The organism is Microbacterium marmarense (assembly GCF_037204165.1).
Lineage (GTDB): Bacteria > Actinomycetota > Actinomycetes > Actinomycetales > Microbacteriaceae > Microbacterium > Microbacterium marmarense.
The window spans coordinates 150,085-163,307 of the sequence record NZ_JBBDGL010000005.1; the positions used below are offsets into that span (position 1 = coordinate 150,085).

The following is a 13,223-nucleotide window of genomic DNA, read 5'->3' on the forward strand; positions in this document are numbered from 1 at the left end:
GAGGAAGGACCTCCATGGCCGCTATTCTCGTCGTGGAGGATGACCCCGATGTCGCCGGGCTCATCCAGATGAAGCTCTCACTCTCAGGTCACGATGTTCACGTGGCCGTTGACGGTGAGTTCGGGTTGCAAGCCGCCGCTGAACGGCTGCCAGATCTGATCATTCTCGATTGGATGATGCCGCGAAAGAACGGGCTCGAAGTGTGCCTCGAATTGCGCGCAACAGAGCGGTACGCGCAGACGAAGATTCTCATGCTGACCGCGCGTTCTGAAGACATCGATCGTCAACGGGCGATGGATGCTGGCGCTGACGATTACTTCACGAAGCCGTTCTCGCCGCGTGCGCTCGCCGCCCGCGTCGATTCGCTCATCGCTGCCTGATCGCACAGTTAGCACCGGCCTCACCTCGCCCAGCCGCACAATTGACGCGGTCGAACGACTAGCCCAGTCCCACGACTATCCCAGCCGCACAGTTGGCCCGGTCCCATGACTAGCCCGGTCCCATGACTAGCCCAGTCCTACGACGAACACGGCTCCGTCGACTGCGTCGCCGGTGACGGCGTTGCCGCTCAGCGTGATCAGGGCGGTCAGCCGGTCGACGTCGATGAGTATGCGCGCCTCGGTGTCGTCAGCGATGACCTCGAGAAAGTCGCGGACGAAGGTGTTGGGAATAGCGTCGATGATCTTGTCGAGTGCGACGGGAGTGGTTGCCTGCCAGCTGGGGCCGCCGATCCACCAGTTGTTCGCATCGAAGTCATCAGCGTTGTGGCCCTGACCGATGCACGTTGTGATGGGGTCGTTGTTGAAGCTGCCGCCCTGTGGGGTGAGGTCGCCGCACACCGCGAAGTTCAGTTCAGACGGGCTGGCGGTGCCGTTCTGCGTGCCCGCACCGATCATGGCGCCGCTTGCGATTTCGCCGGTGAACCAGTCGGCGACGTCAGACGAGGCATTGCGGCCAGCGGTCGCGTTGATGCTCATGTTGTTCATCGCCAGGTTGTCGAGACCCGCGTTCCACAGCAGTCCGTCGTAGTCGGTGGTGGAGTGAAGGCCCGCCCACAGCTGACCAGAAGTGATCGAGTAGTCGTCGGTGTCGGTGCACGAGTCGGCGCAGCCGAACTCCCATGACGACGGCGAGTTGAGCACGAGCGGCACGCCGGCAGGAACCTTCGCGTCGATTGCGTGAGTGATCGCCGTGGTCTGTGCGTTGGTGAGCACACCGGCTGAGTTGAGCTTTTCGACCACGCTGTCGAGCGCGGTCTGCAGTTCGGTGTTGACGACGGTGAGCTGCTCGAAGCTGTAGAACGAGAGAAAGTTCGAGTGTGTGCCGCCCGAGTCGACCGCGAACGTGTCTGACGAAATGTCGGGATTGATGCACGCCACCGCACTCGCGCCCATGGCGCCGACCTCGTTGGGGTTGATGTAGCAGATCTCGCCGTCGTGGGTCTGGTAGTCGCTGCCGCCGACCCACCAGTTGTTGTCGATGCCCCATTCGCCCTGACCGAAACAGGTGGAGGTGCTGGCGGCACCGAAGGCGGTGAAGTTAAGGTCGCCGCAGAACGCGTAGTGCAGCTCGTCTGGTTCGTCGCCGTCAGACGACAGCGTGTGCACCGTCTTCTGGTTCGTGTTCGTCGAGAAGTATGTGGCCGGAGTGGTTGAGCTGTCGTGGGTGGCACTCACGTCGAACTGCAGTTGATCTGAGTTGTTCCACGAGGTGCCCTGCCAGTCGAACGAGTCGCCGCTGCCGACCGAGTAGCTCTCGTAGTCGAAAGTAAGGGTGCCGACGCTCGAGTTGAGGTACACCGAGTCGTCGTGCGAGATCGCAAGCTCAGGGTCGACATCACTATCGTTACCGGAACCACCCGTAGCACCGGAGCCCCCACTGCCACTCGACGAACCGCTTCCACTACTACTGCCGCTCGAAGTACCGCCGCCACCCGTAGCAGTGCCGGCACCAGTGTCGCCCGAGGCCTCGCCCGGCACCGCGCCCGGCGCAGCGTACGGCGCCGCATACGGAGCACTGTAAGGGGCGCTGTACGGCGCAGGAGCAGCCTCGGGAGAGGTCGATGCGTCATCGGTGGCATCGTCGGTTTCATCGCTCTCAGCGCCGTCGGCCTGCGTGGTGTCGTCGTCACTCGGCACGGGTGCAGCCGTCGCTGTCGCCGCGGAGCCGGTGTCGGTCGGTTCGGGGGCGCTTTCGGCCTTTGGAGCGGCAACAGTGCAGCCGGCGAGCAGCAATACGGCAGCTGCCGCGACGGCGACGGCGCGCGTGCGCCTAGAGAGTGTCGTGGTCTGCATAAGAACCCCAGGTTCGTCGGCCAGCGATCATCGATGGTGTCGGCGTCAGCGCCGGGAATGCGCCGTTGTCGAGCGTTCGTTTCAGGCTATCGATCATGTGAGCGGCGGCCGCAATCTGTGAGGTGACAGTTGGGCGTCAGCATCCTATGAATCCCATCAACGACCACAGGCCGGGGTGGCACTCCCGCTTACTGCCAGGAGGCGAGGGGGATGCGGTCGATGGACGTCTGGGGTGCGTCGGGCTGCTGGCGTGTGCGGAGCAGGCGGGCGACGATCAGTCCGGCGACGATGGCGGTGCCTCCGGCGACAACGGCGGTGATCAGCTGCCACCACTCTTGGGCGGCGCCGCCGACGGTTGCGCCGAGCACGGCGAGAATGAGCAGTCCGGTGGGGCCGACGAGCTTGTCGGGGCGGTCGGCGGCCAGTGCGATGAACACGCCCACTGCGGCCACGAGGGCAAGGCAGAGTCCGACGGTAGCGATGCCTGAAGCGGTGACGTGCATCAGGGAGAGCAGTTCGAAATTGTTCAGCATGTGGCGGGATTCCTTGGTGACGTCTTGAGGGGTCTACTGAAGAGACGTCGAACCAAGTGATTCATTACGCGACTTGCCGAAATCAACCGGGTGAGGTTTTCACCCGGTTGATTCAGTAGCGCGGTGCCGCTGTGTGCACCGCGCGGATTGGTGGTGCAGGTTAGGGGCGGCCCATGCCGTAGTAGGTGAAGCCGGCGTCGCGGTAGGCGGCGGCGTCGAGGCAGTTGCGGCCGTCGACGATGACTTTGTTGGCGACGAGTTCGCCGACGTGGGCGGGGGTGAGTTCGCGGCGGTATTCGTCCCACTCGGTGACGACGATGACGACTTCGGCGCCCTGTAGGGCGTTGTCGCGTCCTTCGACGTAGGTGAGTTGGGGGTGCACGCGGGAGGCGTTTTCGATCGCGGCGGGGTCGGTGACGGTGACCTTGGCGCCGAGGCCGTGCAGGCGCACGGCGACGTCGAGGGCGGGCGAGTCGCGGATGTCGTCGCTGTGGGGTTTGAACGCTGCGCCGAGCACGGTGATCTTCTTGTCGTAGACGGTGCCGCCAGCGGCGGTGACGGCGAGTTCGACGGCGCGTTCGCGGCGGCGCAGGTTGATGGCGTCGACTTCGCGGAGGAAGCCGACGGATTCGCCGCGGCCGAGTTCTTCGGCGCGGGCGGCGAAGGCGCGGATGTCTTTGGGCAGGCAGCCGCCGCCGAAGCCGATGCCGGCGCCGAGGAAGCGGCGGCCGATGCGGGCGTCGTGGCCGATGGCGTCGGCGAGTTGGGTGACGTCGGCTCCGGTGACCTCGGCGATTTCGGCCATGGCGTTGATGAACGAGATTTTGGTGGCGAGGAACGCGTTGGCCGAGACTTTGACCAGTTCGGCGGTGGCGAGGTCGGTGACGATGAAGGGGGTGCCCTTGGCGACGGCGGGGTGGTAGACCTGGCGCAGCACGTCGGTGGCGGTGGTGCCGGCGTCGGTTGCGGGCACGCCGACGACGAGGCGGTCGGGGTCGATGGTGTCTTGCACGGCCCAGCCTTCGCGTAGGAATTCGGGGTTCCACACGAGGGTGGCGCCGGTGGCTTCGACGCGTGGGGTGAGGCTTGCGGCGGTGCCGACGGGCACGGTCGACTTGCCGGCGACGATGTCGCCTTCAGAGAGGTAGGGCACGAGGCCGTCGACGGCGGCGTTGACGTAGGTCATGTCGGCCGCGTAGCCGTCTTTCTGCTGCGGGGTGCCGACGCCGATGAAGTGCACTTTGGCGCCGGATGCTGCAGCCATGTCGGTCGTGAATGTGAGGCGACCTGACTCGATGCCGGCGGTGAGGATCTCCTGCAGTCCGGGCTCGAAGAACGGCGCGACACCCTTGGACAGTGAAGCGACCTTGCGCTCGTCAACGTCAATACCGACAACCTCGTGACCGATCGATGCCATCGCTGCCGCGTGAACGGCTCCGAGGTATCCGCAGCCGATAACCGAAAGACGCATGAAGCTCCAAAACTAAGGGGAGGGGCAAGTCGTGTGGCATCAATCGTATTCGCTATATACCAGGTTGATTTGCACACGAGTGGTCGGCACCGAATTCAACCGGCCGAACGCAGCCACGGGGGTTCGTCGTCGGGGTCGGAGACGATGGACCAGCCCTCGAACTGAGTCGGTGCGATGGTGTCAGTGTCAGTGTCGAGCGGTGCGTTTGCGTCGAGTGGGGCGTCAGCGTTGAGTGGGCGGTCGGGTGCATCGTCGTGTGGGGCATTGGTGTCGAGCGGATGGTCCAGCACATCGGTGAACCGCGACGACTTGCCCGAACGGTCGTCGGGGTGAACGCGGTCGTCTGGGGGTGATGGTGAGAACATCACTCCGGGTGGTTTGTCGGTGTAGATGCGGCCGGCGGGTGAGGTCCATTCGAGAACTCCGCCGGCATGCTGCACCACCCGCCAGGGTGTGGCGTGTTTCAGGGTGTGATGCCTCCGACACAGGTGAGCGAGGTTTCGCGCTTCGGTTGCTCCGCCGAGGGCCGCATCGATGGTGTGATCGATGTCGCATCGCACGGCCGCGGTGCGACAACCGGGAAAGCGGCAGTGCTGATCGCGGGCACGCAAGTGGCGTTTGAGCGCATCGCTTGGGCGGTAGCGGTCGACGGTGAGCACTTCGCGAGTGATCGGGTGGGTGAACACGCGATCCCACCCGGCGGCCCCGCCAGCAAGAGTACGTGCCGTCTCGGGATCGACCGGGCCGAACCCGGCGAGATCGGCCGGGATGTTAGCCGTGCCCGCGAGGGTTGCGGCAGGAACCGTCACCTGCACGACCGCACGGATCGCGCCGAGCGTGCCGTCACCATCCGCTTCGTTGGGCTCAGCCGCGGGCACAGAGGTCAGCAGCATGTCGGCGAGAAGGTCTGCGCGAATCTGATCCATTGTGCGCACGTCGCGCTCGGCGGCACGGTCTGGCAAGGTGGCGTCGGTCAAAGCGCTATCGGGCAGAGAGCCATCCGGCGAGGAGCCACTCGGCGAAGACCCGGCGCCCGTCGCGCCGTCAAGCGCGCTGCCAGTGGGCGAGGTGTCGGATGGTGCATTGGCGTCGGGGGAGGGCGCAGCATCCCGAACATTCTTGATCAGGCGTGCTTGTTGCGTGATGCGATCGAAAATTCCGTGCGCGAGAATTCCTGGAAGGCGGGCCTCGAGTTGGGCCATGCCATCGGGGAGCGCGAACACTCGCACCGAGCGCTCTTCGCGGGCGTCGAGGTGGCGTTCGTTGAGGGTGCGTGGTTGGGCTGTCTCGGCGAGGGCATCGGCAAAGCGGCGCAGACGCCCGGCGGTCTCGACTTCGGCGATCTTGACTACGTCGTGGTCGAACTGCGCTCGTGCCTCGGCGCCTTCGAGGGGTGCGCCCGCATTGAGGATCGTGTTGACATGGCTGCGCGAGATGCGCCCCTCGTGCAGGGCGGTGAAGGTTTCGGGGTAGTCATCGACGAGACTCATCGCGTCGTTGATCTGCGCTTGGGCCGTGCGGTCGGCGACGTGCATGGCGGTGCCGAACTCCGCGGCGATAGAGCGGATCGGCATTTCGCGTTCGAGGGTTGCGCGAGCAGACAGTCGCGCCGAGCGGGCGGCTCCGATGTGGCCTGCCTGGGCGAGTGCGGCGGCTTCGATGGCCTGGTGCTGGGCAATCAATCGGCGCGACTCGGTGACCGTGTCGAGCAGCTCGGTCAAGATCGCGGTCTCGCGAATCTCGAGCTCGCTGTCGTTGTTGGTCATGCTTCTATTGTCGCGCATACCTCCGACATTGACAGTTGGTAGATCGGCATCTGTTAGAAACTATAAACGAGCGGATGCTGGGCAATTGCGCCGCTTTTGCTTGCAGGCTCAGGATTGTCTGCGGCTCTGCGCAGGTTGCGGTTGCGGCCGATTTCGCGGGCTTAGGCTCGCTTCATCATTTTCGACGAGCTCCACATAAACGAACAGACCCGCTTCATGGATACCCTTTCTGCCCTCGCCCTGCTTCTGGGTGTTCCCGCGCTGTTGAGCGTGATCGCGCTCTGGCGCATTCGTCGTAACCCCCGCTGAGGGCGTTCGCCGGCCCGCCAACTCGACCACCCCATCAGGAACACGTCCACTATCGCCTGGAGCGGGAATCGAGCGGTCGATCGGAACGTTTGAACGATGGAAAGGGCCTCCGACACTGAGCAGGGTCGATGCGTGCCCAAGGAATGGTCCGGAGGAAACCAGCGAATCCCAGTTAAGACCTGATCTATGGGCTAATTGACTCAACCCGCTGATGATCGCTATGTTCGAGTATTGGATGCTGTGCAGTACAGTTCGTGAACTGTCTAAGAATCAACTGCACAACCTGTTTGTACGGCACATCGTTGTTGGAGCAGTTCGTGATAGTTGCTGGCTCCGCGAACAAGTCGTCGGCCCCCACCTTCTGGTTCGCGCGTACCCGGGTTACGCTCAAGCGACGGGGTGCATCGCCATCGCGCGAACCGCTCCATCACACCCAGAAAGAGGCCAGAAAGTGAGTGCTGTGCGTGGCGAAAGCCCCCATGTAGGCCGCAACTCGACGTCCAGCGACGCACGTCCAGCGCCGCGCCAGCGGCCCGACCCCACAATCGCGCCGGTAATCGAAGAGATCCTCTTGCTTCACCCGGTGATCGCGAGCATCAAAGATGACAGCGACATGCAGGCCATCTTGAAAGTGCACTGCCCGGTCGTGTTTGTACTCTTTGGGTCCGTGCTGACAATCGCCGACATCGTCAAGGCTCTCAAAGACGCGGGTCGCACGGTGTTCGTCGACATCGATCTAGTCGACGGATTCTCAAATAGGCCGGTCGTGATCGACTTTCTGAAACAAAACTCGCAAGCCGATGGAGTTCTCAGTTCGAAGGCGATGATGGTGAAGTACGCGAAGTCGGTGGGCTTCCTTGGGATCCATCGTTTGTTTCTCGTGGACTCGTTCAGCTACAAGAACGTACCGAAGCAAGTCAGCTTGTCGGGCGCGGATGCGGTTGAGATTCTCCCCGGGTGTATGCCGCGAGTGCTTTCGTGGGTGCGTGAAGACACCGATCTACCGCTGATCGCGGGCGGGCTAGTCTGCGACAAGCAAGATGTTCTTGCGGCACTAGGTGCCGGAGCGATCGCTATCGCTTCGTCGAATCGAGACGTGTGGCAGATGTAGTCGAGCGAACTGGAAAATAGTTCTAGGCGCGGCTTGAGGTCCGTGCTAGCCTCTTTCAAAACTTCACATACCTTCTGATTCATTTCGGAACGGTTGCTAGAACCTAGAGAACAGCGACCTCCTTTCTTAAGGAGATCGCTGTTCTTTTTTTGTGCCACGACGAGGTCGGCGCCGCTGACCTCCCTACGAAAGGATGAGGCTCCTTGTCTCTCACCACAGCCATCGCCACGGCTCACCTCACCCGCGAAGAGATCGTCGCCGCGTACACCGACATGCTCGGCGCTGACCGGGTGATCACTGACGAACAGACTCTGAAAGAGAACAGCGTCGACCGTTACTACAAGGTCGAGAACATCTTCGGCGTCTACTCGCTGCCGCTGCCAGCGGCAGTTTTGAAGCCCGCGAGCACAGCAGACGTAGCGAAGATTCTGACCTTCGCGAACGATAACGGCATCAATGTCGTGCCCAAGACCGGTGGCAGTGCCACGGAGGGTGGGCTCGAAACCGTCGTCGAGAACTCGATCGTGGTTGACGGCTCGACAATGAACAAGATCATCGACATCAACACCGAAGACATGCTCGCTACTGTCGAGTGTGGCGTCGGCCTCGAAGCGCTCGAAGATGAGCTGCGCAAGATCGGCTACACCACTGGTCACTCACCGCAGTCGAAGCCTTTGGCTCAGTTCGGCGGTCTCGTCGCCACGCGCTCGATCGGCCAGTTCTCGACGCTCTACGGTGGCATCGAAGACATGCTGGTGGGCGTCGAGACAGTGTTTGCAAACGGCGAAATCTGCCGCATTAAGAATGTGCCTCGCCGCGCTGCTGGCCCCGACATTCGTCACCTCGTTCTCGGCAACGAGGGCGCCTTGAACTACATCACCGAAGTGACGGTGAAGATCTTTCGCTATTACCCCCAGAACAACAAGTTCTACGGCTATCTGCTCGATGACATGAAGACCGGGCTGCAAATTCTTCGCCAGGTTGTCACACAGGGCTATCGCCCGTCGGTGGCACGGTTGTACGACAAGGAGGATGGGCTTTACCACTTCAAGCACTTCTCAGATGGACGCTGCGTACTGATTTTCGTTGCTGAGGGACCCGAGCGTCTCGCAGTTGCGACCGGCGACGCGATCGAAGAAATTGTCGCCTCGTTCCCCGGCGTGGATCGCGTCGACGGTGAGCTCATTGAAGACTGGTTCAACCACCTCAACTGGGATGTCTCGAAGCTTGAAGAAGAGCGGGTCGAAATTCGCGAGACGCTGATCAACGGCTTCACGACCGAGATCTCGGGTAACTGGAGCGTCATCGGTGACATCTATGAGAACGCCTTGGCGCGCATTCGGGCCGAGATTCCCGCGCAGTTCTCGTTGCTGGGAGGACACTCCAGCCACAGTTACTTGAACGGCACCAACATGTACTTCGTCTACTACTACAAGGTCGACGTTGACCCGACCGAAGAGCGCACGACTTACCACGACCCGATTCAGAACATCATCGTCGAAGAGACGCTGAAGCTCGGCGGTTCAATGTGCCACCACCACGGCGTCGGCAAGCACCGCACGCACTTTCTCGCCGAAGAGTACGGCTCGTCGCTGTACATGCTCGAGACGCTCAAGAAGGCGTTTGACCCGAACGGCATTATGAACCGCGGCACTATCTTTCCGCTCGCACAGTAGCGAGCCAGGGTGCGGTGCCACGACGGCGCCGCACCCGTATCCCTCACACTCATACCTCTTTAGAGCAGGCACACATGAATGACCTAGATATCGCCGACTTCGGCGCAGATTTCTTCTCGCTGGCTGGCAAGAATGCCATCGTGACGGGCGGCAATACGGGGCTTGGCCAGGCCTTCACCCTCGCACTCGCCAAGATGGGCGCGAACGTGCTCGCCGCGAGCATCATCCCCGACGACAGAACAACGGGCGCACTGGTCGAAGCCGCGGGCTCGCGGTACGCCTACATTCGTTCTGACATCACGCAAGCAGGCAACGCCAAGCAGGTGGTCGACGCGTGCATCAAAGAGTTCGGCAGCGTCGACATTCTCATCAACTGCGCCGGTCGCGGCATCAATGAGCCCGACGTGCTCAAGTTCACGCGCGAGCAGTGGGACCCGATGGTGGCGCTGAACCTCACGGCGGCGTTCGAAATGTCGCACGAGGTGGCAAAGCACATGGTGCCGCAGCGAAGCGGCAAGATCATCAACATCTGTTCGGTGTTTTCGTTCTTGGGTGGTCAATGGTCACCGGCATACGCGGCAACGAAGCACGGCATCGCCGGACTCACCAAGGCATACTGCGACGAGTTGGCGCCCTTCGGCATTCAGGTTAACGGAATCGCCCCGGGCTATTACGCCACCGCTCTCACCGTCGAGACGCGGGCAAACCCCGACACCAACCAGCGCGTGATGGACCACGTGCCGGCGGGCCGCTGGGGTCAGACGCAAGACCTGATGGGAGCGACAGCGTTTTTGGCCAGTCGCGCATCGGACTACGTCAACGGTCACATTCTGAGCGTCGACGGCGGATACCTGGTGCGCTGAGCGATGACGACCAAATACATCATTGGCATCGATGGCGGTTCGCAAAGCTCGAAGGTTGTTATCTTCGGCACCGACGGGCGGATCGTGTGCGAAGCAAGCGAGGCGTTGGCGCCTATGTATACGCCGCGCCCAGGCGTCGCTGAGCATCCCGACGACGACCTCTATGACACGATCGTTGCCGCCGCAAGGCGTGTAATGACGATGTTCGAAGGCGACCCCGCAGACATCGTCGGGGTGGGTCTGTGCACGATCCGGTGCTGTCGCGCACTGGTTCGGGAAAACGGGATGCTGGCGGCCCCAGTGCAGAGCTGGATGGACCACCGGTTATCTAAGCCCTACGAGCACACGAACGACGACGTCGCCTATGTGACCACGACCTCGGGTTACTTGATGGGACGTCTCACCGGAAGCCTCACCGATACGGCGGCCAACTACATCGGGCCGTGGCCGATGGACGTGCAGACGTGGGAGTGGTTTGACGATCCGGCGACGTTTGACTCCTTCAACGTGCCTCGGGCGATGTTGTACGAGTTGCAGATGCCCGGGGATATTGGCGGACGGGTGAACGAGCAATTCGCGGCGGCTACCGGCATTCCGCGTGGTTTGCCGGTCGTGCACACAGCAAATGACAAAGCGACGGAGGCGCTGGGGGCTGGTCTTCGCGACCAGCGCCAGGGACTGGTGTCGCTCGGAACCTACATCGCAGCCATGGTCGTGGGCGTCGAGTACGCGAACGACTCCGTGAACTACTTCAGCAACTTCGCATCAGAACGGAATCGTTACATCTACGAAAGCGCGGGAATTCGGCGCGGGATGTGGACGGTGTCGTGGCTGCGCAATCTGGTGGGCGCCGAGATCACACAATCGGCAGCTGAGGCAGACATGTCGCGTGAAGAGCACCTCAACACGCTCGCGGCGACGGTGCCGGCGGGATGCGACGGGCTCATGTGCGTGCTCGACTGGCTGGCATCGCCAACGCAGCCCCATAAGAAGGGCATGTTCATCGGCTTTGACGAGCGGCACGGGTATGCGCATATGTACCGCGCGATTCTTGAGGGCATCGCGTTTCGCATGAAGCAGAACGTCGCCGCGATGGAGGCCGAGCTGGGTTTCCGCATTGAGAACCTCGTCATCTCTGGCGGGGGGTCAAACAGCGATGTGGGCATGCAAATTTTTGCTGATGTCTTCAACATTCCTGTTGCGCGCAACGCGGTACCCAACGCAGCAGGGCTGGGTGCGGCGATCTGTGTCGCCGTGGCATGCGGAATCTACCCCGATCTCGATGTAGCGACTCAACGGATGGTGCATCAGGCAGACGGGTTCACACCCGACCCCAGCCGTGCACACCTATACAGCAAGCTCGGCGAAGTCTATGCAGATATCTCTGCGCAGACGGACGTCATTCTCGAACGCACGTACAACATTCTTTCCGAACAATAAGGAGCACCACCCCATGCCCAAGCTCGCCCAATCAAGGAAGATTTTCGAGCTAATCCTCCTCATTCTCGCCGCGGGGTCGATTTACCCGCTGGTCTATCTTCGCCAGAACTTCGAAGAGACGATCCTGACCGTCTTCAGCATGAACCAGTCCGAACTGGCCAATCTGTATTCGATGATCGGCATCATTTTCGTTGTCGGTTACATTCCCAGTGGTTGGCTCGCCGACCGCTTTCCGGTCAAGTTCTTGATCATCATTTCGCTGCTCATGACGGCAGGAGCGGGCCTCTGGTATGCACAGATTCCCGACAAGTCGTCGCTGATCTTCATCTACCTGATTTGGGGTATCGCGACGGTCTTCACCTTTTGGAGTGCCATTCTCAAAACGGTGAACCTGCTCGCCGATACCAATGAGGAGGGGCGCTACTTCGGCGCACTCGATGGCGGACGAGGCCTGGTCGAGGCCATTCTGGCCAGTGCAGCGATCGCGATTTTCGCAGTTGTCGCGGGGCCTGGAGTGGTTGACCTTGCTGGCACTCAGGCTGGATTTCAAGCGGTCGTGTACATGTACTGCATCGCGATTATCGTGATCGCCGTCGGTCTTTTCTTTCTTATGCCCGGTGGGCGCGACAAAGAGATCAAGGCTGAAGCCGAGAGCAAGGGTGACGTTGAGTCGACCTGGGCTGGCATCCGCCGCATCGTGAAGATCCGCGAGGTTTGGGTGATGATCGTCATTCTCTTTTGCGGCTACACGCTGTTTTGGGGCCACTACTACTTCTCTGGTTTCCTCAACGTCAATCACGGTGTAACGCAGGTAGGTGCCGGAGTGGTCACAGTGATCGTGTTGTGGATGCGCCCGATCGGCGGCTTTGGCGGCGGTTTCTTGGCCGATCGGTTTGGTCGCTCACGCGTTCTGATGATTTCGATGGTGCTCACTTCTGCAATGCTCATCGCGCTCGCCGTGCTTCCGGGCAGCTCACCGATCGGCGTCATTTATGTGCTGATCGTCGCGGCAGGTCTTGTCATGTACGTCATTCGCGGTGTGTACTGGTCGATTCTTGACGAGTGCCGCGTACCGGTAGCAGTAACGGGAATCGCGATCGGAATTATCTCGTTCTTCGGCTACCTGCCAGACATCTTCTTGCCGCAGATCAGCAGCGCGATTTACACGAGCTTCGGTGACAATGTCGCAGGTGCGAACAATGTGTACTTCGTCGTCACCGCTGTCATCGGATTGGTCGGTGCCGTCGCAGCCGGTTACTTCATGGTGTTGATGAAGCGCCGCGCGACGCTTGAGAATGCGGGAACTCCCACCGCGTCAACCACCACGGTGTAGCTACACGTTGCGCCGAGGCCCCGTCCTGATTTTCAATGATCCGGGCGGGGCTTTCACGCGCCAGCGTTGGCGCACCAGGGTATTCCGGCTCACCTCAAGACAGAGTTCGCACAGAATCGCGCGCCATCACAACCCAATAGCATTTGTCCGGCGTCCGAAACTGCAGCCGATGTGACGAGTACCGGTTCTAAAGCCGAGCTCGTTGTGCGACAAGATTTTCTTCGTCGGGCGATGAGCCGGATCGCGATGAAGACCAGGCCGCACGCGACCGGCACTATGGTCAGCGGTACGTCTGCGCGTACGTCGTGTTCTGCCCCGAGGCGGTGCCGTTGGAAATCGTGACGGTACGGGTACGGCGCCGGTGGGCTGGGCAAGCAACGCACCTAAGAGCGCCCACCTAGCCAATTCGCAGCGATTCGCCGACCCC

General features: G+C 61.6%; 10 protein-coding genes. 6 read left to right on the forward strand and 4 right to left on the reverse strand.

Annotated features, from left to right (window positions below; translation table 11 throughout):
- The first annotated feature begins 14 nt into the window (after window positions 1-14).
- The gene (locus WDU96_RS13500; RefSeq protein ID WP_337339049.1) at window positions 15-380 is read left to right on the forward strand and encodes a response regulator transcription factor; all 366 of its coding nucleotides are present in this window, start codon (window positions 15-17) and stop codon (window positions 378-380) included.
- 126 nt (window positions 381-506) lie between these two features.
- On the opposite strand, the gene WDU96_RS13505 is transcribed toward WDU96_RS13500, so the two are convergent.
- The 4 genes from WDU96_RS13505 to WDU96_RS13520 form a co-directional block, all read right to left on the reverse strand.
- Window positions 507-2,294: a hypothetical protein gene (locus WDU96_RS13505; protein WP_337339050.1), complete on the reverse strand. Its 1,788-nt coding sequence runs from the start codon at window positions 2,292-2,294 to the stop codon at window positions 507-509.
- 188 nt (window positions 2,295-2,482) lie between these two features.
- Window positions 2,483-2,827, reverse strand: coding sequence for a hypothetical protein (locus tag WDU96_RS13510; RefSeq protein WP_337339051.1), 345 nt, complete (start codon window positions 2,825-2,827; stop codon window positions 2,483-2,485).
- A gap of 160 nt (window positions 2,828-2,987) precedes the next feature.
- Window positions 2,988-4,298, reverse strand: a complete 1,311-nt coding sequence (locus WDU96_RS13515) for a UDP-glucose dehydrogenase family protein (RefSeq protein WP_337339052.1) — start codon at window positions 4,296-4,298, stop codon at window positions 2,988-2,990.
- 95 nt (window positions 4,299-4,393) lie between these two features.
- Window positions 4,394-6,064 (reverse strand): HNH endonuclease signature motif containing protein, encoded by a 1,671-nt coding sequence (locus WDU96_RS13520; protein ID WP_337339053.1) that lies wholly within the window; start codon window positions 6,062-6,064, stop codon window positions 4,394-4,396.
- 760 nt (window positions 6,065-6,824) lie between these two features.
- Between WDU96_RS13520 and WDU96_RS13525 the strand changes: the two genes are divergently transcribed.
- The 5 genes from WDU96_RS13525 (at window position 6,825) to WDU96_RS13545 (ending at window position 12,796) form a co-directional block, all read left to right on the forward strand.
- On the forward strand, window positions 6,825-7,484 hold the full coding sequence (locus WDU96_RS13525) for a glycerol-3-phosphate responsive antiterminator (protein WP_337339054.1): 660 nt from the start codon (window positions 6,825-6,827) through the stop codon (window positions 7,482-7,484).
- 203 nt (window positions 7,485-7,687) lie between these two features.
- Window positions 7,688-9,160, forward strand: a complete 1,473-nt coding sequence (locus tag WDU96_RS13530) for an FAD-binding oxidoreductase (protein ID WP_337339055.1) — start codon at window positions 7,688-7,690, stop codon at window positions 9,158-9,160.
- A gap of 74 nt (window positions 9,161-9,234) precedes the next feature.
- Window positions 9,235-10,023 (forward strand): SDR family NAD(P)-dependent oxidoreductase, encoded by a 789-nt coding sequence (locus WDU96_RS13535; RefSeq protein ID WP_337339056.1) that lies wholly within the window; start codon window positions 9,235-9,237, stop codon window positions 10,021-10,023.
- Window positions 10,024-10,026: 3 nt separating this feature from the next.
- Window positions 10,027-11,463 (forward strand): FGGY-family carbohydrate kinase, encoded by a 1,437-nt coding sequence (locus tag WDU96_RS13540; RefSeq protein WP_337339057.1) that lies wholly within the window; start codon window positions 10,027-10,029, stop codon window positions 11,461-11,463.
- Window positions 11,464-11,476: 13 nt separating this feature from the next.
- Window positions 11,477-12,796 (forward strand): MFS transporter, encoded by a 1,320-nt coding sequence (locus WDU96_RS13545; protein WP_337339058.1) that lies wholly within the window; start codon window positions 11,477-11,479, stop codon window positions 12,794-12,796.
- The last annotated feature ends 427 nt before the right edge of the window (window positions 12,797-13,223 follow it).

Bases quoted from the DNA above. Each gene is read 5' to 3' on its own strand.
- WDU96_RS13510 (WP_337339051.1), bottom strand. From the start codon at position 2,827: ATGCTGAACAATTTCGAACTGCTCTCCCTGATGCACGTCACCGCTTCA.
- WDU96_RS13505 (WP_337339050.1), bottom strand. From the start codon at position 2,294: ATGCAGACCACGACACTCTCTAGGCGCACGCGCGCCGTCGCCGTCGCG.
- WDU96_RS13515 (WP_337339052.1), bottom strand. From the start codon at position 4,298: ATGCGTCTTTCGGTTATCGGCTGCGGATACCTCGGAGCCGTTCACGCG.
- WDU96_RS13520 (WP_337339053.1), bottom strand. From the start codon at position 6,064: ATGACCAACAACGACAGCGAGCTCGAGATTCGCGAGACCGCGATCTTG.
- WDU96_RS13500 (WP_337339049.1), top strand. From the start codon at position 15: ATGGCCGCTATTCTCGTCGTGGAGGATGACCCCGATGTCGCCGGGCTC.
- WDU96_RS13535 (WP_337339056.1), top strand. From the start codon at position 9,235: ATGAATGACCTAGATATCGCCGACTTCGGCGCAGATTTCTTCTCGCTG.
- WDU96_RS13540 (WP_337339057.1), top strand. From the start codon at position 10,027: ATGACGACCAAATACATCATTGGCATCGATGGCGGTTCGCAAAGCTCG.
- WDU96_RS13545 (WP_337339058.1), top strand. From the start codon at position 11,477: ATGCCCAAGCTCGCCCAATCAAGGAAGATTTTCGAGCTAATCCTCCTC.